Genomic DNA, 18,568 nt, shown 5'->3' with positions numbered 1-18,568 from the left:
CGCACATGAAAGCATTGGCAAAACTCGAACGCGCACCGGGCCTCACGCTCACGGACGTCAAGAAGCCCGAAGTCGGTCACAACGACGTGATGATCCGCATCACGCGCACGGCGATTTGCGGCACCGATATCCACATCTGGAAATGGGACGACTGGGCGCAAAAGACGATTCCGGTGCCGATGCACGTCGGCCACGAATACGTCGGTGAAATTGTCGAAATGGGCCAGGAAGTGCGTGGCTTTGCGATCGGCGATCGCGTGTCGGGCGAAGGGCACATCACCTGCGGCTTCTGTCGCAATTGCCGTGCGGGACGCCGGCATCTGTGCCGCAATACGGTGGGCGTCGGCGTGAATCGAGAAGGTGCGTTCGCCGAATACCTCGTGATTCCTGCCTTCAACGCGTTCAAGATTCCGCCGGAAATCTCAGACGATCTCGCCGCGATTTTCGATCCGTTCGGCAACGCCACACATACGGCGCTGTCGTTCAATCTGGTCGGCGAAGACGTGCTGATCACCGGTGCCGGGCCGATCGGCATCATGGCGGTGGCGATCGCGAAACATGTTGGCGCGCGCAACGTCGTGATTACCGACGTCAATGACTATCGCCTCGAACTCGCGCGCAAGATGGGCGCCACGCGTGCGGTGAATGTGTCGCGTGAATCGTTGCGCGACGTGATGGCCGATCTGCACATGGCCGAAGGCTTCGACGTCGGGCTGGAAATGTCAGGTGTGCCAAGCGCCTTCACCGGCATGCTCGAAGCGATGAACCACGGCGGCAAGATCGCGCTGCTCGGCATTCCGCCTGCGCAGACTGCCATCGACTGGACCCAGGTCATCTTTAAAGGCCTTGAAATCAAGGGCATTTATGGTCGCGAGATGTTCGAGACCTGGTACAAGATGGTCGCGATGCTGCAAAGCGGTTTGGATTTGTCGCCAATCCTCACTCACCATTTCAAGGTCGACGATTATCAAGAGGCATTTGCCACGATGCTGTCAGGCGAGAGCGGCAAGGTGATTCTCGACTGGACCGCCGCGTGAGCTGAAGCGAACGGCGCACTCAAGCGCAACGCGTAAAAAGAAATGCCCACAAAACGCCCGCACCGCGCTCACGCGCCTGCGGGCGTTTTGACGAACTCGGCCTGAACGCGCACATGAATGTCGTCCCCGACAGCCGGATACCACGTCGCCAAACCGAACCTCGCGCGGCTGAAATGACCATCGGCGGAAAAGCCGAGCGTATCTTTTTTCGTGAGCGGGTCGGGTGCGAAACCGTTGAAGGTCACGTCGAGCACTACGGGTTGCGTGACACCGTGAATCGTCAGGTCGCCGGTCAACGTGCCACGCGATTCGCCGGTGCGCTCAAAGCGCGTGCTGACGAAGCGCACCTCCGGATAGCGCGACACATCGAGCATGCTGGCGCTTTTCACCATCTTGTCGAGTAGCGGCACGTTCGTATCGATGCTCGCGGCGTCGATCGTAATCGTCGCTGTACTCTTGTCGAGACCCCCTTCGTTCCAGTCGAGGTGCCCCTGCTTGCGATCGAAGCGCATGGTAAAGCGGGAATACTTGAAGTGATCGATGTCAAAGGTAATGCTGCAATGGTCCGGATCGAGATCATAGTGTCCGGGCGGCACGCGCGTTTCGTTCTGGCTGACGGTATGCGTGAGCACTTGCACGGGCGTGCAGGCCATCGCCGTCAGCAGCGCTGCGCTGAGCAATGCGCGCACAAACGTGACGCGGACAAGAGTGGTACTCATGAAATTCGTTCCGGTTAGCCGATCGTCATCAAGATAGCAGCTTGCGCACCCAAGCCGCAAAAACGCTCGACAACTTGACGAAGGAGAATGATCGTTCTACCCTTCGTGCATGGTGACTGAACCCCAAACTGAATTAGCGGCATCTGGCAGCGCGCGTGAGCGGCTGCTCGACGCAGCGGAGGCGCTGATCTACGCCGGCGGCATCCATGCAACCGGCGTCGACGCGATCGTCAAGCAGTCCGGCACCGCGCGCAAAAGCTTTTACACGCATTTCGAATCGAAAGACGCGCTCGTCGCCGCCGCGCTAGCGCGGCGCGATGAACGCTGGATGAACTGGTTTATCGCGGGCACGTTGCGACAGGGCAAGAGCGCGCGCAAACACTTGCTCGGCATGTTCGATGTGTTGCGCGAATGGTTTGCATCGGAGGATTTTCATGGTTGCGCGTTTCTGAATGCCGCCGGTGAGATCGCTTCCGCAGATGATCCGATCCGGATCGTCGCGCGTGAACATAAGGAACGCCTTCTCGCGTTCGTGCAAACACAGTGCGATGAATACGCTGCCGAATCGGCTATGGACACCCGCCGCGCAGCGCGCTTGTCGCGCCAATGGCTCATCCTGCTCGACGGCGCAATCGCCGTGGCGCTGGTGAGCGGCGAGGCCGACGCAGCGCTCGACGCGCGAGCCGCAGCCGAAGCCTTGCTCGACATCGAGTCGGCGAGCCAATCACGCAAGCTCGCAGCCAGGAATCCAGGCACGTCCCCACGCAACCGACCGCCGTCCCGGCGAACCGCAACCTGACTGAGGAAACATCATGGCTGACCCGATCGAAACTCGCCCGCCGCTGCCGCCGTTCACGCATGAAACCGCGACCCGGAAGGTGCGCGCCGCAGAAGACGGTTGGAATACCCGCGACCCCGAGCGCGTGTCACTCGCATACACGCCGGATAGCGTGTGGCGCAACCGCGCCGAGTTCACGCATGGCCGCGCGGAGATCGTCGGACTGTTGCGCCGCAAATGGGCAAAGGAACTGGACTACCGCCTGATCAAGGAACTCTGGGCGTTCACCGGTAACCGCATCGCGGTGCGCTTTGCCTACGAATGGCACGACGACTCGAACAACTGGTTCCGTTCATACGGCAACGAGAATTGGGCGTTCGACGAGCACGGGCTGATGGCGCGCCGTCATGCCAGCATCAACGATCTGCCGATCCGCGAGGCCGACCGTCTTTATCATTGGCCGCTCGGCCGTCGCCCGGACGATCATCCGGGCTTGTCCGACCTCGGCCTCTAGACTTTATCCATGCATTGAAGGTGAACGGCTGCCGCGCGTTCACGGCTCTGCCATCGGTCCTCCGTTATTGTTCCGTCTTCGAGGCTGCCGGGCACGTCTTGTGCCCGTATCCCCGAGTGTGTCCTCCACGTCGCCTGTGCGGGTTGAGGTACAGTGCGCGACGGACGGCAAGCAAGAATACCCACAACAAAGTGACACCTGCGCTCGACCGGTGGCGGAGAACACATGCATTTTCGGCAGATAAGGAAGCACGCTCGACACACCGCCGTGGCGCTCGCCGCGAGCTTCGCCGCGGCGTCCGTGGCGCATGCGGACGACTGGTGTCAGGGCGGCGTATGGGTCGACGCAATGCTCGGCTCGTATCACATCAACCCCGACCCAAATACCCATTTCGAACAGTTCAATCCGGGCCTCGGCGTCGAATGCTGGATCAACAACCAGTGGGCGGTGACGGCCGGCGGCTTTCGCAACTCGCTGCGGCGGCCTTCTTACTATGGTGGCGGTCTCTGGGCGCCGGAATTTGCGCACTGGGGCATTATGCGGATCGCGGCGCTCGGCGGGATCATCTCGGGCTATAACTACGGCAACTGGGGCTTGGGCCGCAACCACACGATCGGACCGGTGGTCGCGCCGATCGTGATGGTCGAATACAAGCGCGTCGGGGCGAACTTCATTGTGATTCCGCCGATTCCATCGAACGATCTTCCGTTCACGATCGGGTTTCAGTTGAAGGTGAAGTTCTAAAGCAGGTTTTACGCTGAATCCGTCTCGAAGGACCGGACGCGAACTTCGGGCGTAGCGACTGGTATAGGAGCCAGAACGCTGAGGAGCTGGCTGGCGTAATAAGCTCCGAACCTGGCGTAAAAAGCCGCTTGCGAGCGTGTAGCCGGCCTCGACGCAAATATTCGCTATCGCTTCAGCATCCCGCGCTCTATAACTTATTTGCAGGGCGATTATTACGTGCCGACGGGTCCACAAAATCCGTTGACACTGCCAGTTCGCACGCCACCTTGCGCCCGGGGCCTCGGCTCGGCGCACTGCTCTCCTTATTTTTCACAACGACCCAAAACTTTGACCGCGAGCAATTCGCCCGCGGACCGAAGAGCGCTTCGCGCGTCCGAAAATCCCCCACGAATGCCGACTAACGGGCACGCGAATAACGAATCGCATGAGTAAGAACGCAACCTGAATTAAGGAGCTAACGTGAAATCACAACTGATGATCGCTTCTGCTGCCGGATTGCTTGTCATCGCCGGGTTTGCGCATTCGCAAGCCATGCCGGAGCAACAATCCGCTCCACAGGAAAACGCAGCGACTCAGGCTGCCCCCGCCGATACGGCGACGCAGGCATACGGCGGCATGCCCGACACGAGAGTACAGGGCGGCGGAAAACATATGAAGTCCTGCGGCAATGACCCGCAATGCAATATCTTCTTCGGCGGGAGCTAAAGCAAACTGATGGTGCGCGGGGCAATAACGAAAAACAACGCGTTGTGACGGTTCATGGAGGAAGAGACCGTCGATCACTGGTGAGGACTTCGGCATGCGGTCCCGAATATCCTCACCTTTGAATCTAAAGTGCACGGACAGGTAGCATTATTCTCACCGCGCCAGCTCCCGAATATCCTCACCTATCGGCTTCCTTCCCCGCCGCCACCACTCACCTTGTATCAAGCCACGAGTATCACCGCTATGGCGCATGAGGAAAACTCCCTGGAAATCCTCACCTTATTCCGGGTGCGTGTTCAATACGGCGATGGCTCACCTCCTGGAATCGCTCACCTTGCGCGTCGTCTCCTGGAATTCCTCACCTTGGCGTATCTACGCGCGCTTCCAGGGGCGGCTTGCCCCTCTGCACCACTTCATGCGAGTCGTAGACGATCGCAAGCGACGCGTTGTCCTGCCTCTTCCCCGAACGCTTCGAAGGCGGGGATCGCCCACAGCGGGTCGCTCAGGTGCTACACGTTGAAAAAATGAATGGTCATGAATTAACGGCGTTAAGACCCAAAACTTTAGAAATATATTTAACCCCGTTTTCGCCATTCAAAACCCTGTAGTCATCGCTTAGTAACATGCGTCGGTAATACTCGGCAGCGCTGCAAGCATGACCAGGCTGCAGGCATCACCACACTTTGCAAAAAACGCGCTGCCCCGATCGAGGGCTGACGCAAAAGGCCACACCCGGGGGTTCACATGACTATCCGTCATCGCATCACGCTTTTGGTTGTCTTGATGTTCGTCGCCTTGTCGGCGATCGGCGGCTACGCCGTGTATCAGACGCGCGGCAGCGCAGCCGAAGTGCGCAAGGTAACAGAAGGCGTGGTGCCAAGCGCGCTCGCCTCAGCCGACCTCGTGTCGCAAGTCAAAGACGTGCAACTGGCCACGATGACCCTCGTGTACGCCCCCGACGGCAACGTCGTCGCTCAGGCACAGGACGAACTGAAGAAGAAAAAGGTGTCGCTGCAACAGGCCCTCGCGCTGCAAGCCAAAGATGCTGCGAGCCACGCCCAGCAAGGCCTCGTGTCACAAGCCAACGACAGCCTCGAGAACTACTTCTCCGCGATCGGCGAGACGGAAAAAATGAAGGCCGACGGCAAGAACGAACTCGCGCAGGCGTATCTGTTCGCCAACGTCGCACAGTATCGCGACGAACTCGAAGGCATTGTCGAAACCCTGCGCGTCGAGAAGAACCGCCAGAAAGACGAGGCGATCACCGCACTGAATGCCACGCTCGCCACGACCACGACGGCCATCGCCTCCGTTACCGGTATCGCGATCATTCTGCTGACCTCGATCGGCTCGCTGCTCTACCGTCAGATTACGCGCCCGCTTAGCCGCATGCAGGCCATGATGAGCGAAATCGCGTCGAGTCAGGACTTCACGCGCCGCGTGCCGGTGGGCCGCCTGGACGAGATCGGCCATTCGATCGTGGCCTTCAATGGGATGATCGAAAAGATCCAGGAAAGCTCGGCGCAACTCAAGCAGAAGACCGCCGACATTCAGGCGATGTTGCAGAACATGCAGCAGGGTATTCTGACCGTGATCGACGGTGCGGTGATCCATGCGGAGTACTCGGCGTATCTGGAAGACATCTTCGAAACGAAGGACATTGCCGGCCGCGGCCTGATGGATCTGGTGTTCTCGGATACCGAGCTCGGCTCGGACGTGCTCTCGCAAGTCGATGCGGCGGCGCACGCATGCCTTGGTGAAGACTGCATCAATTTCGCGTTCAATCAGCATTTGCTGGTCGGCGAAATTTCGAAGCGCATGCCCGATGGCCGCGTGAAGATTCTCGACCTGAGCTGGTCGGCGATCACCGACGAAAACGACGTCATCGTGCGTTTGATGGTGTGCGTGCGCGACGTCACCGAACTGCGCAAGCTCGCTGCTGAAGCGAGCGAGCAGCGCCGCCGTCTCGACATGATCGGCGAGATTCTCGCGGTGAGCGAAGAGAAGTTCCATCACTTCATCGAAAGCTCTGCCGGCTTTGTCAGCGAGAACGAGCGGATCATTCGCAAGCATTCGGAAGCCGATCATGCGGCGATCGCCGAGCTGTTCCGCAACATGCACACCATCAAGGGCAATGCGCGGACCTACAACCTGGCGCACCTGACCAACGTCGTCCACGAAACCGAGCAGAGCTATCACGAACTGCGCCAACCGGACGCGGACCGCTCGTGGGATCAGGAACATCTGATGCAGGAGTTGACGCGCGTGCGCGAGGCGATCGAGAGCTACGCGAAGATCAACGAGCATAGCCTCGGCCGCAAGGGCAAAGGCGGCGTGAACAACGCCGGCAACGCGAGCCGCTACGTGATGGTTGAGAAGGAACATATTCAGCAGACCTTGAGCATGCTGGACAAGACGAACGCCAGCGAACTCCAGGACTTGCAGTCGATGCGCGATGCGATGCGTCAAACCTTGCGCGCCTTGGGCAGCGAAAGCGTGCACGATGCGCTGTCCGGCGTGCTGGACGCCCTGCCTTCGCTCGCGCAAGAGCTGGGCAAGCCGGCGCCGACCGTCCGTATCGACGACAACGGCTACCGTCTGCGTGGCCAGGCGGGCGGCACATTGAACAATGTGTTCATGCACCTGCTGCGCAATTCGATGGACCACGGCATCGAAACCGCCGAGGCGCGAAGCGCACACGGCAAGACACCGGCTGGCACGATCGATATCGAAGTGGGCGTGGACAAGCGGGCACTGCAGATCACGCTCAGCGACGACGGCCGTGGCCTCGCGCTCGAACGGATTCGCGGCATCGCCGTCCAGCGCGGCTGGATCGGCAGTCACGAACACTTGAGCGACGAAGCCACCGCCGAATTCATTTTTCGGCCAGGCTTCTCGACAGCGGAAACGGTCACGGAAGTGTCAGGCCGCGGCGTCGGTATGGATGCCGTGCGCGACTTTCTCAAGCGCGAGAACGGCAGCATCGAACTGCGCTTCACCGACGATCACAAGGGCGCGCCGTTCCGTCAGTTCCAGACGATCGTCTGCCTGCCGGATAGTGTCGCCGTCGATACGCTCGGTATGGAAGCGCGCGGCGATGCCGGCGCAATGCAATACGACGCGATGGCGGAGTAAGCGTGGGTCGAGTGCTGATTGACGGATTTCGCGACGGACTTAGGAAGGATGGGTTGTGATTCAACAGTATGTATTGGCAGCGGCGGCAGGCAGCGCGGTGACCGCGCTGTTGGCGTTTATCGCGCACAAGCTGCACAGCGCAAAGCTGACGGCACGCCTGCGCGCCGAAGTAGACGCCCGGATCAAAGCGCTGTCGGCCGAACAGGCTGACCATGATGAAGCCATGCGCGAACGCGAACAGGCCGCGCAAGAGATGGAAGCATTGGCTGCACAGTGGCGCGAGGACTTGATGCAGCAGTCGGCAAGCGTCGACGAGTTGCGCGCAACGCTGAAAGCGGCGACCGACGACAAAGACCAGTGGGTGCATCAGGCGCAACAGATCGCCAGCGAAGCCGCGCGTCTGAAGAGTCTCGGCGCGACATTCGAGCGCTGGCATGAGCAGATGATCTCGCTGATGACGCAAAACCACGACATGCACGCGAAGAATCAGGAGTTGTCGTCGATCGTCCGGCATGTGGTGATCGTTTCGCTGAACGCGTCGATCGAAGCCGCGCGCGCGGGTCCAGCCGGACGCGGCTTCGCAGTGGTGGCGAGCGAGGTCCGGGCGCTCGCCGCGCGTTCCGAGGAATTGTCGAAGAGCTATCGCGACAGCCTGCACCGCAACGATCTGACCACGACCTCCACGTTCCAGGATATCCAGGCGGGCGGCAAGATGATCGCGGCCTCGCTCGCCAGCGTCGAATCGCTGGCCAATCAGTTTCACTCCAAGTTGCACGAGGTGCCGATGTGATCACGGCCCACGCGCAGGACAGCTTCGAACGCATTTTCCGCAAAGCGGCGCAGGCGCGCTTGCCGCTGGATTCCGGCGATCCGTGCGAGATCGCGCCGATCGCCGAAGCCGGCTCGGGTGCAACGAAGGACACTCAGGTGGTCGTGCTGACCATCTCGTCGATCGTTTTCAGACTGTTGCTGATCCTTCACTTCGACGAAAACGACAGCACCCGCAAGTACTACCTGAACGAGGCTGACGACCGGCCGTTTCAGGAAGTTTTTCTGGAAGTCTGCAATCTGTGCTGCGGCGCGATGAATCAGGAACTGCTGCGCTATTTTCCGGACCTCGGCATGTCGACGCCTTATGTGTTGAGTGCGCGTTGCCTGCCGCATCTGCGGGAATTGAAGCCGGCTTTTTTGTCGTCGTATTCGGTCACGCTTAACGGTTCCGTGCAGCTTGCCGCGACGATATGTGTCTGTGCGCATGCGCCGATCGACTTCGTGGCGGACACGAACGCCATCGAAGAAACCAGCGGCGAGCTGGAGTTGTTCTGATTGTTGTCATAGGAAAAAGTCATGTCAAAAATTCTGGTGGTGGACGACTCGAGCACGGTGCGCGACGAAGTAGCCAGCTTTCTGAAGAAGAACGGTCTCGACGTCGACACCGCGGTGGACGGCAAGGACGGCCTCGCCAAGCTGAAGGCCAGTCCGGGCATCAAGCTGGTGATCAGCGACGTCAACATGCCGAATATGGACGGCCTGACGATGGTCGAGAAGATTCGCGGCGAACTCGCGAACAAGACCGTCAACGTCATCATGCTGACGACGGAGAGCAGCCCGGCCATGAAAGAGCGTGGCAAGGCGGCGGGCGTGAAGGGCTGGATCGTCAAGCCGTTCAAGGGCGACGCGGTGCTCGAAACGTTCCGCAAGCTGGCGAGCTAGACGCCGCACGCGCCGCAGCCCAGGCAAAGGTGAGTGTTTTCGGGAGCCCGCGCAAGCAGCTCGGCGCATCACAACCAGGTCAACCTCGGTGCGGACGACGCACTGTCAAAGCGCACCGATCTGTACGCACGGACCGGCTGCCAGAAGGCGAGCGGCAAGTTGGTGAGCGCACAGGCTTCGATCGGCGATGACGGCCGTGCTTCCTCGACGTGTTTCACGCCTCAAGGTGAGAACATTCGGGAGCCGGACCGTGATCACGGGACGTGAGCCCGTCCGTATCATTCCGCCTCACCATCCAGCAATTCCGCGAGGGCTGCCGCAAACATTCGTTGAACAGATCGGCTGCGGGCGCCGACGTATCCGCGCGCCACACCGACGGATGAGTCGTGAGTAACCGGTAAGCGCACACGTCAACGCGGCACAGCCCGGCACCCTTCCTCTTACCTGGGTATGCAGATTACCCGACGACCTTCAAAGGTGAGAGTTTGCGGGAATAGCCTGTTCTGGACCATCGGTGTCGCGCCCAGCATGCCTTTGCGGCCTGTCCCCAAGCGCTAAAGGTGAGTGTTTTCGGGAGTGGCCCGATGTGCGCTTCGCGCCGGGCCTCAGTTGCTTCGCGCTAAAGGTGAGACTTTTCGGGAGCCGAGTCGCCCATCGCCGAGCGCGGCGCGATGGCCGCGCAGGGATAGGCGCACCGGAAACGCAGACTTCGGGCTACACGCAAGAGATCAAGGCAACGGTCCGAGCATGTCTGCAAAGCGTCGCGCGGCTTCGAGGCCGAACCTGGTGGGCAGCAGTTTTACTTCGCGATCATGCTGGACCTCAAAACCCATCCGCCATGCCGCGATACGTTTGCCGTAACAGATCAAGGTATCCAACGACTGCATGACGAAGACTATCGCGGGCAGCACTTGCCGGTACAGCGCTTCGGCGTGCGCAACGTCGCCGCTGATGAACGCCTGATAAATCCGCTGCTGCCAGTCGAAACAGTCGGGCGCCACGATCATGCCCGCGCATCCGGCGCGCAGATTGTCGAGCAACTCCATGCCGCCGCGCCCGTTGAGCACCGGCATCAGATGGCCGACGCGCGCCACCGTTTCCGCCAGCACGATCGACGGCCCTTCACCCTTGAGCACCCGAAAGTTCGGGCACTGTGCGGCAAGACGTTCGAGACTTTCGGCTGACAACCCGACGCCTAGATATTCGGGCGCGTTCTGAATGCCGACCGGCACGCCGAGTCCGTTCATCACCTCCGCAAAGAAGTCGAAATAGAACGCTTCGGGCTGCGGTATCGCGCCTGCGGCCAGCGCGGGCGGCTGCAGGATCAGCCAACTAGCGCCTTGTGCAATTGCGTAGCGAGCCAGATCGCGCTGGGCCTCGACTGAACTGCCGCTCACCGTGACCGCGAGCGGCAGCGTGCCGCCGCTATCTTCGATCGCCCACTGGATGATCTGTTCGCGCTCGGTACGCGACAGCTTGTTGACCTCGGTGGCAAGCCCAAGCACGGCGACCCCGGGCGCTTGCGCCCGGACGACGGCTTCAATTTGCCGGCGCATTGCGTTGCGGTCCAGACGATTGTCGCGATCGAAGAACGCGTACAGGATCGGATAGATTCCGGCGATGCGGCCGGAATGGACAGAAGGTTGATTCATGACTTTAGTTCACCGTGGTCGCGGCGGTTCGCTCCGCCACGCATTCGTTCGCGTTGGCTGGCTCAATCAATGCGAATCGCGCGGAACGGCCGCGCCGCTGGAGCCGACAAGGAATTCCAGGTCGGCGCCCAGATTGGCCTGCTGCACCGTTTCGACATACAACTTGTACCAACCGCGCGCGGGCGCGGCAGCCGGCTTCCACTCGGCGCGCCGGCGTGCCAGTTCCGCGTCGTCCACATCCAGATGCAGGCGCCGCCCGGCGACGTCGAGTTCGATCATGTCGCCGTCGCGAACGAGCGCCAGCGTGCCGCCCGCCGCGGCCTCGGGCGCCACGTGCAGCACGACCGCACCATACGCCGTGCCGCTCATGCGACCGTCGGAGATGCGCACCATGTCGGTAATGCCCTGCTTCAGCACCTTGGTGGGCAGCGGCATGTTGCCGACCTCGGCGAAGCCCGGATAGCCTTTCGGCCCGGCGCCTTTGAGCACCATCACGCAATTGGCGTCGATATCGAGGCTTTCGTCGTTGATGCGTGCATGCAGGTCTTCGACGTTTTCGAACACGACGGCGCGGCCGCGGTGCTGCAAGAGTTCGGGCGTGGCCGCCGATGGCTTGATGACCGCGCCGTCCACGGCAAGGTTGCCTTTCAGCACGGCAATACCGGCCTTTGGTTTGAACGGCGCGGCGAGCGGAAAAATCACCTTGCGGTCGAAGCATTCGGCGTGGCTCACGTTGTCCCAAATGCTGCGGCCGTTCACCGTTAACGCGTTGCGATGCAGCAGTTGCGCCTCGCCGAGTTCGCGCAGGACGGCGGGCAAGCCGCCGGCGTAATAGAAGTCTTCCATCAGGAATTCGCCGGACGGCTGCAGATTCACGAGACACGGCACATCCGAACCGCGTTCCCAGTCTTCCAGCTTCAGGTCGACACCGATGCGCCCCGCAATGGCCAGCAGGTGCACCACGGCGTTGGTCGAGCCGCCGATCGCCGCATTCGTGCGGATCGCGTTTTCAAATGCCTCGCGCGTCAGGATCTTGCTCATCGTCAGGTCTTCACGAACCATCTCGACGATGCGGCGCCCCGCCATGTGCGCCAACACCTGGCGGCGAGCGTCGACGGCGGGAATCGCGGCGTTATGCGGCAGGCCCATGCCGAGCGCTTCGACCATCGAGGCCATGGTCGACGCCGTGCCCATGGTCATGCAGTGGCCGCGCGAGCGGTTCATGCAGCTTTCCGCTTCGATGAACTCCGCCATCTCCATCTTGCCCGCTCGCACCTGCTCCGACATTTGCCAGACGCCGGTGCCCGAGCCGAGGGTCTCGCCACGGTAGCGGCCGTTCAGCATCGGGCCACCCGAGACGGCCAATGCAGGAAGATCGCACGAAGCCGCGCCCATCAGCAGCGCGGGCGTGGTCTTGTCGCAGCCGCATAGCAGGATGACGCCGTCGATCGGATTGCCGCGAATCGACTCTTCGACATCCATCGACGCGAGGTTGCGAAACAGCATTGCCGTGGGTCGCAAATTCGATTCACCCAGCGACATGACCGGAAATTCGAGCGGGAAGCCGCCCGCTTCGTAGACGCCCTTTTTGACGTATTCGGCGAGTTCGCGGAAATGCGCATTGCAGGGCGTCAACTCAGACCACGTGTTGCAGATGCCGATGACAGGCCTGCCATCGAACAGATGATGCGGCAGCCCCTGGTTCTTCATCCACGAGCGATGGATGAAGCCGTCTTTATCTGCCTTGCCGAACCAGGCCTGGCTGCGTAGTGTTTTCTTGGGTGCGGTGCTCATGATCGTCTCCTTCATCACGCACTCGTTGAATCAGCGGGCGGTCCGCGGATTCAGGTTTGTCGAACGGGGGGCCGTCGGAAACGAGCGTGGTTGTGGATTAACACTCTATGAGCGTCACGACGCTTCGTCAACCTACGTAGTGCGTGTCCCACATACAAAGCTGATTTTCATTTTTTCTAAATTAGCGTTACTAACTAAAACATAACGCATTCAAATTGAGCGCGGCAGTGCGCGGTGGCTCGGGTGCATTTTGCGAAGAAGAGCAAGGTGCGACACGACGGTCGCACCTCATGTGATTGATCGGCCTATCAGCCGAAAGGTGAGGGTTTTCGGGAGTATTGAATGCGCCCGTCAGCCTTGCTTCGCGACCTCGCGGATGTCGGCCACGGGCGTTTGCCCGAATGCATCGCTGAAGGCGTAGTCGAGCAGTTGGGTCGCGCATTGTTCAGGCGTCGCCAACTGGCCATTGCGCTTGAGGTCTTCGAATTTTTCGCGCATCGGGAACTGCTCGGTGCCGCTGCCGCGAATTTCCGCCTGCATGTTCGTATCGATGACACCCGGCGCAACGCTGCAAATGCGCAATGCGCGATTCGCGTCGAGCGCGACGGCGCGCGCGTGATGATCGAGTGCGGCTTTGGTCGCGCAGTAGATGCTCCAGCCGGGGTATGCATTGCGTGCGGCGCCGCTGGAAATATGCACGATGCGCCGATCGGACGCGTCGACGCTGGCTGCGGCGAGTGCGCTCGCCAGTATCAGCGGTGTGGCCACGTTCAGGCTCACGGCGGTTGCAACGTCCATGACGTCCTGGCCTTCGATCGGACCGATCGGCTGCACCATGCCGGCGTTGTTGATCAGCAGTACGCTCTGCGCGCCGCTGACGAAGCTGCGCAATGCATCGGTTGCCACCCATTGCGCAACGCGCGTGGGATTGGCGAGTTCGAGCTCGATTTCTTCGAGCAGCGCCGGGAAGCGCGCGCCAAGCGTGGCGTGACGCGAGCGGGACAAGCCCAGCACCGCGACGCCGCGTGCGAGCAGTTGCTCGGCAAGGGCGGCGCCGAGACCGCGAGTATGGCCGGTGACGATCGCGCGGATCGGAGAAGAAGTAGGCATGTCGTCCTTGTGATCGTTGGCTTGATGAGAACGTCATTTTCGCACGCAACGCTCCATGCTTGCTGCGGCGCGAATTTTCGAGCCGCATTGAGTCTGCGTGACGGCATTTTAGTTACGCGCATTGAGCCTTGATCCCTTTTTTTTCAATTGCCGTCAAAATAGGCGCATTGCACAACGGCGCGCCAACCCTGTCATGGTAATCAAAAACCTTCTCCGAAGGCTCGACCTCACCACGCTTCAACTCTTCCTCGCCGTCTACGAAGAAGGCACGCTCACGCGTGCCGCGGAGCGCGAGGCGATTGCCATATCCGCCGCGAGCAAGCGCTTGCTTGAACTCGAACAGGCAGTCGGTGCCACACTGTTTCAGCGCAACGCGCGCGGCATGACGCTGGCGCCGGCCGGCGAAACGCTGCTGCATCACGCGCGCCGCGTGATGCGCGACATCGAGAATATCGGCATCGAGCTGGCCGGCCATGCAAGCGGCGTGCGCGGCTACGTGCGGATGATGGCCAACCTGTCGGCGATCGTCGAGTTTCTGCCAGAGGATTTGCGCGCGTTCCAGTTGCAGCACGAGCGCGTCAAGCTCGATCTCGAGGAGCGGCCGAGCGGCGGCGTCGTGGAAGCCGTCGACGACCGCCTCGCCGACCTTGGCATCTGTTCCGGGGAGGCCGATACGCGCGATCTGCACGTCGCACACTATCGACACGACTCGCTGGTGCTCGTGATGCGCGACGACCATCCGTTGGCCGCGCGCGGCAGCATCGCCTTCGCCGAAACACTGGACGGCGATCACGTCGGCCTGCACGCGGCCAGCTCGATCAACGCCCGCACCCATATGGCCGCGCGCCAGGCAGGCAAGCCGTTGCGCCTGCGCATTCAAGTGCCGGGTTTCGACGCGGTCTGCCGGATGGTGCAGGCCGGCATGGGTGTCGGCGTTTTGCCTCTAATGGTCTGTCAGCTCCTGGGCCGCCCGCTGGGGCTCGTCGGCGTGCCACTCGAAGATGACTGGTCCGAACGCAGCCTGGTGCTAGTCGTGCGCGACGTCGAGGCGCTGTCGCCGGTCAGCCGTTTGCTGTTCGATCACTTGCGCTCGATCGAGGCGTCGGAAACCCCGCTGGCCGCCGCCGGGACCTGAGCGTTCGCCGATCGCGAACGGTCGTTGGCGAATTGCGGTTGGACGCCGCTGCAGTGCCGCGCCTAAGCTGTCTCTCACCACGAAATCAGCTCCGGAGACAGCATTATGGGTGGACCCCTTCAAGGTATCCGCGTCATCGAGATCGGAACCCTTATCGCCGCGCCGTTCGCCGCGCGCCTCATGGCCGAGTTCGGCGCTGAAGTCATCAAGATCGAAGCGCCCGGGACGGGCGACCCCCTTCGCAAATGGCGCAAGCTGCATGAGGGCACCTCGCTCTGGTGGTATCTGCAGTCGCGCAACAAGAAATCCATCTGCGTGAACCTGAAGTCGGCGGACGGTATCGATATCGTCAAACGGCTCGCCGCCGACGCCGACGTCGTGATCGAAAATCTCCGCCCCGGCGCGCTCGAAAAACTCGGTCTCGGCTGGGACGTGCTGCACGCAATCAACCCGAAGCTGACGATGGTCCGCATCTCCGGCTACGGCCAGTCCGGTCCGTATCGCGACCGGCCGGGCTTCGGCGCGATCGGCGAAGCGATGGGCGGCATCCGCTATACGACCGGCGAAGTGGACGGTGCACCGGCGCGCGTCGGTGTGAGCCTGGGCGATTCGCTCGCCTCGCTGCACGGCGTGATCGGCGCGCTGATGTCGCTGCTGCGCGTGAAAACGGGGCAGGGCGAAGGCCAGGTGGTCGATGTCTCGCTGGTCGAGAGCGTGTTCAATCTGATGGAAAGCCTCGTGCCCGAATACGACCTGCTTGGCCACGTGCGCGAGCGCAGCGGCGGCGCATTGCCTGGCATCGCACCATCGAACACCTATCCGACCAAAGACGAGGGCTATGTCGTGATCGCTGGCAACAGCGATCCGATTTTCAAACGCCTGATGCGGGTGATTGGGCGCGCCGATCTCGCCGACGATCCCGCTTTGGCCCACAACGACGGCCGCGCGAAACAATGTGCGCTGCTCGATCAGGCGATCACAGCATGGACCTCGCAACACGCCACCGATGACGTGCTCACCGCGCTCGAAAGCGCTGAAGTGCCTGCAGGACGTATCTATTCCGTGGCCGACATCGTTGCTGACCCGCACTACCAGGCGCGCGACATGTTGTTGCAAGCGCAACTGCCTGGCGGCGCCTCGGTGAAGATGCCGGGCATTGTGCCGAAGCTGTCGGACACGCCGGGCGAAGTGCGCTGGCAAGGTCCTGCGCTGGGCGAGCATACCGGCAGCGTACTGAGCGAATTGGGATTCGCCAACGAAGATATCGAGCGGCTGCGCCGCGAAGGAGCCGTGCAATGAAAATCAACGACACCAATTTCGACCCACTGATTGTGCAGGAAGTCGCGCCGCGCGACGGCTTGCAGATCGAACCCACATGGGTCGACACAACCGACAAGATCGCGCTGATCAACGCGCTGTCAACCGCGGGGTTCACGCGCATCGAGGCAGGCTCGTTCGTCTCGCCGAAAGCGATTCCGGCTTTGCGTGACGGCGAGGCCGTGTTTCAGCAGATCGAGCGGCATCCAGGGGTGATCTACGTTGCGCTGGTGCCGAATCTGAAAGGTGCCGAGCGCGCCCTGGCCTCGCGCGCCGACGAGCTGAACCTGGTGATGTCGGCGAGCCAGACGCATAACCGCGCCAACATGCGGATGAGTTGCGAGGCGTCGCTGGTGGCGTTCGGCGATATCGTGCGACATGTCGAGGGTTCGTCGCAGGCGACGCTGAATGCCTCCGTGGCGACCGCGTTCGGTTGTCCGTTCGAAGGCAAGATCGACGAAGACCGCGTGATCGGCATTGTCGATACGTATCGTGAGATGGGCATACAAGGCATCACGTTAGCCGATACCACCGGCATGGCGAACCCGCGGCAGGTGGCACGGCTTGTCTCGCGTGTCCTTGAACGACTTCCGGCTTCCGCGCTAACGCTGCATTTCCACAACACGCGCGGCCTGGGTCTTGCCAACGTACTGGCCGCCTACGAAGCCGGCGCGCGCCGCTTCGACTCAGCCTTGGGCGGCCTCGGCGGCTGTCCGTTCGCGCCGGGTGCCTCCGGCAACATCTGCACGGAAGACCTCGTGAACCTGTGTGACGAAATGGGCATCCCGACTGCGATCGACCTGGAAAAGTTGCTCGCGCTGTCGCGCGGATTGCCCAGGCTGCTCGGCCACGACGTACCTGGGCAATTGGCGAAGGCCGGCCGCAATTGCGACCTGCATCCCGTGCCCGACTACGTTTTATCTATCTGAGACTTCTTTAATCAACTCCCTATCGGGACAATTTTTATTCCGCATGTCATTTCCAGTAAGTGTTCGCGACTAAACCCATGAAACACCCGGACGATCGTGCATGGCGGCCAGCCCCGGGTGTTGCATTCCCAGACCCGGCGTGTGCAGCGGATCGACCGCGGCCTGTCTGTCTGAGCGTTTGAACGTCGCCTACGTAGCCGATTTTGAAGCCCGGCTACTCACTTGAGACTGGAGATGACATGAAATCGATCCGAGTTGTAATGATGTGTGGCCTGTTGCCACTCGCGCTTATAGCGGGTGCTGCACAAGCACAGGGAATAGGGCGCGCCGGGACGTACCTGATGCCACCGAACTACGGCATGATGATGGACAAGCTGACGCCCGAACAGCGCACTCAGGCCATCGGCATTGAGCAAAAAATGATGCAGATGGAAATGGAGTATCAGGACACGATGGCGCAGATGGAAATGAAGCACGCGCATGAAATGATGCAGATGCAAAATCAACTGCTCGATATTTTCAAGGGCCATTGAGCGCCGTCACGGTCCGACCGGGTTCGCGCGCGCACTAGCGTCAGGCGCGCCCCGGTCGTCCTCTGCCATGCAACGCTGCGATTTCCTGCCAATCCAGATCGTGTTCGAGAAGGGTCAGCAGTTCGTCGTGAATCGAACCCGTTCGGTGCATATGCAAGAGTTCCACGCGTCCTGCGGATACGGCGGTCGGAACCACGTCGTAATGTGCCGCGCGGGCTTCCGAAGGAAACGCGGCTTCGCTTTGTTAGGCCTCGGTAATGCGGGCGCGATAGCTGTATTGCTCCAGCAATCGTGGATGAATCACGCTGCCATCTGGTCCATGCACCAGCGGTTGGATCGCGGCCGGGCATCGTTTCGGGGAAACACGATCAGGACCAGTTCGGGATCGAGACTGACGGGAGGCAGTCCAGGTACGAAGGCCATTGCCCCCCCGCCGAGCAGAAGCGCAGCGGCGGGCGGCAGACGGAACCGTTTGGCGAGCAGTTCGAGGCCAATGATCGCGGCGAGCGACAGCAGGATGAGTGAAGGCCCTGACGGAGGACATGCGGGAGCCTCGACGAGTGGCATAGGGTGCGGCGTTTCTTTTTATCGCAGGGCTGGGCTTCTGCCTGCGGCTGAGCCGACGGGAGATACGCGTGCGGCATCAAGCACTTGGCTGGCCTGTGCGCAAGTTGTCCACAGGCTTGCGAACAAAAACTGGGGATAACTGATGCGGCCTCTCAGCTTCCCTCTACCTTCGCGCAGGAATATCTC

Annotated in this window: 19 protein-coding genes and 1 pseudogene; 14 read left to right on the top strand and 6 right to left on the bottom strand. The window is 61.2% G+C overall.

All coding sequences use genetic code 11. The features are described 5' to 3' along the window. Window positions 1–5: 5 nt before the first annotated feature. Window positions 6–1,037 carry an L-threonine 3-dehydrogenase gene (gene tdh / locus ACAX43_RS01065; protein WP_370706569.1) on the top strand — a complete coding sequence of 344 codons (1,032 nt, stop codon included), beginning with the start codon at window positions 6–8 and terminating at the stop codon, window positions 1,035–1,037. 68 nt (window positions 1,038–1,105) lie between these two features. Here tdh and ACAX43_RS01060 read toward each other — a convergent pair whose 3' ends face one another. Further along, window positions 1,106–1,756, bottom strand: coding sequence for a YceI family protein (locus ACAX43_RS01060; RefSeq protein ID WP_370706568.1), 651 nt, complete (start codon window positions 1,754–1,756; stop codon window positions 1,106–1,108). A gap of 109 nt (window positions 1,757–1,865) precedes the next feature. On the opposite strand from ACAX43_RS01060, the gene ACAX43_RS01055 reads away from it, so the two are divergent. The 9 genes from ACAX43_RS01055 to ACAX43_RS01015 all read left to right on the top strand — a co-directional run bounded on the left by ACAX43_RS01055 (window position 1,866) and on the right by ACAX43_RS01015 (window position 9,612). After that, complete coding sequence (locus ACAX43_RS01055; protein ID WP_370706567.1) at window positions 1,866–2,555, top strand: TetR/AcrR family transcriptional regulator; 690 nt, start codon at window positions 1,866–1,868, stop codon at window positions 2,553–2,555. Window positions 2,556–2,568: 13 nt separating this feature from the next. Beyond that, a complete protein-coding gene (locus tag ACAX43_RS01050) occupies window positions 2,569–3,048 on the top strand; it encodes a DUF1348 family protein (protein ID WP_370706566.1) in 480 nt (159 codons plus the stop codon). Window positions 3,049–3,273: 225 nt separating this feature from the next. Beyond that, window positions 3,274–3,792, top strand: a complete 519-nt coding sequence (locus tag ACAX43_RS01045) for a hypothetical protein (RefSeq protein WP_370706565.1) — start codon at window positions 3,274–3,276, stop codon at window positions 3,790–3,792. A gap of 459 nt (window positions 3,793–4,251) precedes the next feature. Then, window positions 4,252–4,497: a hypothetical protein gene (locus tag ACAX43_RS01040; protein WP_370706564.1), complete on the top strand. Its 246-nt coding sequence runs from the start codon at window positions 4,252–4,254 to the stop codon at window positions 4,495–4,497. A gap of 744 nt (window positions 4,498–5,241) precedes the next feature. Continuing rightward, a complete protein-coding gene (locus ACAX43_RS01035; protein WP_370706563.1) occupies window positions 5,242–7,632 on the top strand; it encodes a HAMP domain-containing protein in 2,391 nt (796 codons plus the stop codon). Window positions 7,633–7,687: 55 nt separating this feature from the next. Next, on the top strand, window positions 7,688–8,422 hold the full coding sequence (locus tag ACAX43_RS01030; RefSeq protein ID WP_370706562.1) for a methyl-accepting chemotaxis protein: 735 nt from the start codon (window positions 7,688–7,690) through the stop codon (window positions 8,420–8,422). Then, window positions 8,419–8,958, top strand: a complete 540-nt coding sequence (locus ACAX43_RS01025) for a hypothetical protein (RefSeq protein ID WP_370706561.1) — start codon at window positions 8,419–8,421, stop codon at window positions 8,956–8,958. Before ACAX43_RS01030 ends, ACAX43_RS01025 begins: the two co-directional genes overlap by 4 nt. A 21-nt stretch (window positions 8,959–8,979) precedes the next feature. Beyond that, window positions 8,980–9,345 carry a response regulator gene (locus ACAX43_RS01020; protein WP_370706560.1) on the top strand — a complete coding sequence of 122 codons (366 nt, stop codon included), beginning with the start codon at window positions 8,980–8,982 and terminating at the stop codon, window positions 9,343–9,345. A 33-nt stretch (window positions 9,346–9,378) separates the two neighbouring features. Then, the gene (locus ACAX43_RS01015; protein WP_370706559.1) at window positions 9,379–9,612 is read left to right on the top strand and encodes a hypothetical protein; all 234 of its coding nucleotides are present in this window, start codon (window positions 9,379–9,381) and stop codon (window positions 9,610–9,612) included. A gap of 461 nt (window positions 9,613–10,073) precedes the next feature. Here the strand turns inward: ACAX43_RS01015 and ACAX43_RS01010 are convergent, their stop codons facing one another. From ACAX43_RS01010 to ACAX43_RS01000, 3 genes are all read right to left on the bottom strand, one after another. Beyond that, entirely contained in the window at window positions 10,074–10,997 is a 924-nt protein-coding gene (locus tag ACAX43_RS01010) for a dihydrodipicolinate synthase family protein (protein WP_370706558.1), read from the bottom strand. Window positions 10,998–11,063: 66 nt separating this feature from the next. Beyond that, window positions 11,064–12,791, bottom strand: a complete 1,728-nt coding sequence (locus tag ACAX43_RS01005; protein ID WP_370706557.1) for an IlvD/Edd family dehydratase — start codon at window positions 12,789–12,791, stop codon at window positions 11,064–11,066. 351 nt (window positions 12,792–13,142) lie between these two features. Then, window positions 13,143–13,901 carry an SDR family oxidoreductase gene (locus ACAX43_RS01000; RefSeq protein ID WP_370706556.1) on the bottom strand — a complete coding sequence of 253 codons (759 nt, stop codon included), beginning with the start codon at window positions 13,899–13,901 and terminating at the stop codon, window positions 13,143–13,145. 193 nt (window positions 13,902–14,094) lie between these two features. On the opposite strand from ACAX43_RS01000, the gene ACAX43_RS00995 reads away from it, so the two are divergent. The 4 genes from ACAX43_RS00995 to ACAX43_RS00980 all read left to right on the top strand — a co-directional run bounded on the left by ACAX43_RS00995 (window position 14,095) and on the right by ACAX43_RS00980 (window position 17,815). After that, window positions 14,095–15,036 (top strand): LysR family transcriptional regulator, encoded by a 942-nt coding sequence (locus tag ACAX43_RS00995; protein ID WP_370706555.1) that lies wholly within the window; start codon window positions 14,095–14,097, stop codon window positions 15,034–15,036. Between the two features lie 105 nt (window positions 15,037–15,141). After that, the gene (locus ACAX43_RS00990; RefSeq protein WP_370706554.1) at window positions 15,142–16,335 is read left to right on the top strand and encodes a CaiB/BaiF CoA transferase family protein; all 1,194 of its coding nucleotides are present in this window, start codon (window positions 15,142–15,144) and stop codon (window positions 16,333–16,335) included. Next, the gene (locus tag ACAX43_RS00985; protein WP_370706553.1) at window positions 16,332–17,282 is read left to right on the top strand and encodes a hydroxymethylglutaryl-CoA lyase; all 951 of its coding nucleotides are present in this window, start codon (window positions 16,332–16,334) and stop codon (window positions 17,280–17,282) included. Before ACAX43_RS00990 ends, ACAX43_RS00985 begins: the two co-directional genes overlap by 4 nt. Before the next feature lie 239 nt (window positions 17,283–17,521). Then, the gene (locus ACAX43_RS00980; RefSeq protein ID WP_370706552.1) at window positions 17,522–17,815 is read left to right on the top strand and encodes a hypothetical protein; all 294 of its coding nucleotides are present in this window, start codon (window positions 17,522–17,524) and stop codon (window positions 17,813–17,815) included. A gap of 40 nt (window positions 17,816–17,855) precedes the next feature. Here the strand turns inward: ACAX43_RS00980 and ACAX43_RS00975 are convergent. Both ACAX43_RS00975 and ACAX43_RS00970 read right to left on the bottom strand, forming a co-directional pair. Continuing rightward, window positions 17,856–18,158 (bottom strand): annotated as a pseudogene (locus tag ACAX43_RS00975) (Na+/H+ antiporter); the annotation flags it as partial. After that, entirely contained in the window at window positions 18,116–18,382 is a 267-nt protein-coding gene (locus tag ACAX43_RS00970; RefSeq protein WP_370707106.1) for a hypothetical protein, read from the bottom strand. The gene ACAX43_RS00970 and the pseudogene ACAX43_RS00975, both read right to left, overlap by 43 nt. Window positions 18,383–18,568 lie beyond the last annotated feature (186 nt).

This window comes from Paraburkholderia sp. IW21 (genome assembly GCF_041321145.1).
In the GTDB taxonomy this organism is placed as follows: Bacteria; Pseudomonadota; Gammaproteobacteria; order Burkholderiales; family Burkholderiaceae; genus Paraburkholderia.
The sequence above is the reverse complement of the archived record's forward strand: the minus strand, read 5'-3'. Positions and strand labels throughout refer to the sequence as shown.

Bases quoted from the DNA above. Each gene is read 5' to 3' on its own strand.
- ACAX43_RS00985 (WP_370706553.1), top strand. From the start codon at position 16,332: ATGAAAATCAACGACACCAATTTCGACCCACTGATTGTGCAGGAAGTC.
- ACAX43_RS01010 (WP_370706558.1), bottom strand. From the start codon at position 10,997: ATGAATCAACCTTCTGTCCATTCCGGCCGCATCGCCGGAATCTATCCG.
- ACAX43_RS01050 (WP_370706566.1), top strand. From the start codon at position 2,569: ATGGCTGACCCGATCGAAACTCGCCCGCCGCTGCCGCCGTTCACGCAT.
- ACAX43_RS01000 (WP_370706556.1), bottom strand. From the start codon at position 13,901: ATGCCTACTTCTTCTCCGATCCGCGCGATCGTCACCGGCCATACTCGC.
- tdh (WP_370706569.1), top strand. From the start codon at position 6: ATGAAAGCATTGGCAAAACTCGAACGCGCACCGGGCCTCACGCTCACG.
- ACAX43_RS00990 (WP_370706554.1), top strand. From the start codon at position 15,142: ATGGGTGGACCCCTTCAAGGTATCCGCGTCATCGAGATCGGAACCCTT.
- ACAX43_RS01035 (WP_370706563.1), top strand. From the start codon at position 5,242: ATGACTATCCGTCATCGCATCACGCTTTTGGTTGTCTTGATGTTCGTC.
- ACAX43_RS00980 (WP_370706552.1), top strand. From the start codon at position 17,522: ATGAAATCGATCCGAGTTGTAATGATGTGTGGCCTGTTGCCACTCGCG.
- ACAX43_RS01055 (WP_370706567.1), top strand. From the start codon at position 1,866: ATGGTGACTGAACCCCAAACTGAATTAGCGGCATCTGGCAGCGCGCGT.
- ACAX43_RS00995 (WP_370706555.1), top strand. From the start codon at position 14,095: ATGGTAATCAAAAACCTTCTCCGAAGGCTCGACCTCACCACGCTTCAA.
- ACAX43_RS00970 (WP_370707106.1), bottom strand. From the start codon at position 18,382: ATGCCACTCGTCGAGGCTCCCGCATGTCCTCCGTCAGGGCCTTCACTC.
- ACAX43_RS01005 (WP_370706557.1), bottom strand. From the start codon at position 12,791: ATGAGCACCGCACCCAAGAAAACACTACGCAGCCAGGCCTGGTTCGGC.
- ACAX43_RS01045 (WP_370706565.1), top strand. From the start codon at position 3,274: ATGCATTTTCGGCAGATAAGGAAGCACGCTCGACACACCGCCGTGGCG.
- ACAX43_RS01060 (WP_370706568.1), bottom strand. From the start codon at position 1,756: ATGAGTACCACTCTTGTCCGCGTCACGTTTGTGCGCGCATTGCTCAGC.
- ACAX43_RS01020 (WP_370706560.1), top strand. From the start codon at position 8,980: ATGTCAAAAATTCTGGTGGTGGACGACTCGAGCACGGTGCGCGACGAA.